This is a genomic window from Burkholderia sp. LMG 13014 (genome assembly GCF_905232215.1).
GTDB lineage: Bacteria > Pseudomonadota > Gammaproteobacteria > Burkholderiales > Burkholderiaceae > Burkholderia.
In genome coordinates this window covers 1-1,295 of the sequence record NZ_CAJNKE010001004.1, presented here as the reverse complement: position 1 = coordinate 1,295, position 1,295 = coordinate 1, and the positions used below count along the sequence as shown (strand labels likewise).

The window sequence follows — 1,295 nt, the reverse complement described above, 5'->3', positions numbered from 1 at the left end:
GAGCGGGCGCCGCGCTACGCTGCGCGGCCGCGTTCGGCACACGCGGTCAAAAAAAAAACGGCGCCGAGGCGCCGTTTTTCTTGGTGCGATGCGTGCCGCGCGGTCAGCTCTTCATCAGCCGCCGCTGCCGCCCGACGCTCATGATCATCCCGATCGCGATGCCGAGCGTCGTGAGCGCGGTGCCGCCATAACTCATGAACGGCAGCGGCACGCCGACGACCGGCAGCACGCCGCTCACCATCCCGATGTTGACGAACGCATAGACGAAGAACGCGAGCGTGAGCGAGCCCGCGAGCAGGCGGCCGAACAGCGTCGCGCCCTGCGCGGCGATATAGAGCCCGCGTGCGATCAGCGCCATGTACAACGTCAGCAGCACGAGCCCGCCGACGAGCCCCCATTCCTCGGAGAACACCGCGAAGATGAAGTCGGTGTGCTTTTCCGGAATGAATTCGAGGTGCGCCTGCGTGCCCTTCAGGTAGCCCTTGCCGAGCACGCCGCCCGAGCCGATCGCGATCACGGCCTGGATCGTGTGGAAGCCCTTGCCGAGCGGGTCGGAGGTCGGGTCGAGCAGCGTACACACGCGGTGCTTCTGGTAGTCGTGCATCAGCGGCCACTGCACTTCGGGCTGGCAGATGCGTTCTTCGAACACGGCGATCGAGCCGACCGCGATCACGCCCGCGACGAGCACGGGCACGATCAGCTTGAACGACAGGCCGGCGAGGTAGATCACGAAGAAGCCGGCCGCGAACACGAGCAGGCCCGTGCCGAGGTCGGGCTGCTTCGCGATCAGCCCGACCGGTACCAGCAGGATCCCGAACGCGGCGACGAAGTCGTACCAGCGCACGCCGCCTTCGCGGCGCTGGTAGTACCACGCGAGCATCAGCGGTGTCGCGATCTTGAGGATTTCCGACGGCTGGATCACGACGCCGACGTTCAGCCAGCGCTTTGCGCCCTTCTTGGTCATCCCGAACAGCGCGACCGCGACCAGTAGCGCGACCCCGAACGTGTAGAGCGGGACCGCGAAGCGCATCAGCGTGGTGGGCGGGATGTTGGCGATCACCCACATCAGCACGAACGTCAGCAGGATGTTGCGCAACTGGTCCTCGACCCGGCCCGGCATGTCGATCGCCGCGCTGTACAGCGTGACGATGCCGACGCACAGCAGCAGGAACACGATGAGGGCGAGCGGGCGGTCGAAGCCCGCGAACATCTGCTTGATCTTGTCGAGCCAGGCGCGCTTGTCGAATTGCATGCCTTTCTCCGTTAATGAGCGGTGCCGGCGTCCGCCGCCTTCG

1 protein-coding gene is annotated in these 1,295 nt (G+C 66.1%); it reads right to left on the bottom strand.

From position 1 onward, the window contains the following. Positions 1 to 103: 103 nt before the first annotated feature. Complete coding sequence (gene rodA / locus JYJ84_RS36905) at positions 104 to 1,252, bottom strand: rod shape-determining protein RodA (protein WP_043184732.1); 1,149 nt, start codon at positions 1,250 to 1,252, stop codon at positions 104 to 106. Positions 1,253 to 1,295 lie beyond the last annotated feature (43 nt).

What these genes read in the sequence shown, in the direction of transcription:
- rodA (WP_043184732.1), bottom strand. Translation starts at nt 1,252, where the DNA reads ATGCAATTCGACAAGCGCGCCTGGCTCGACAAGATCAAGCAGATGTTC.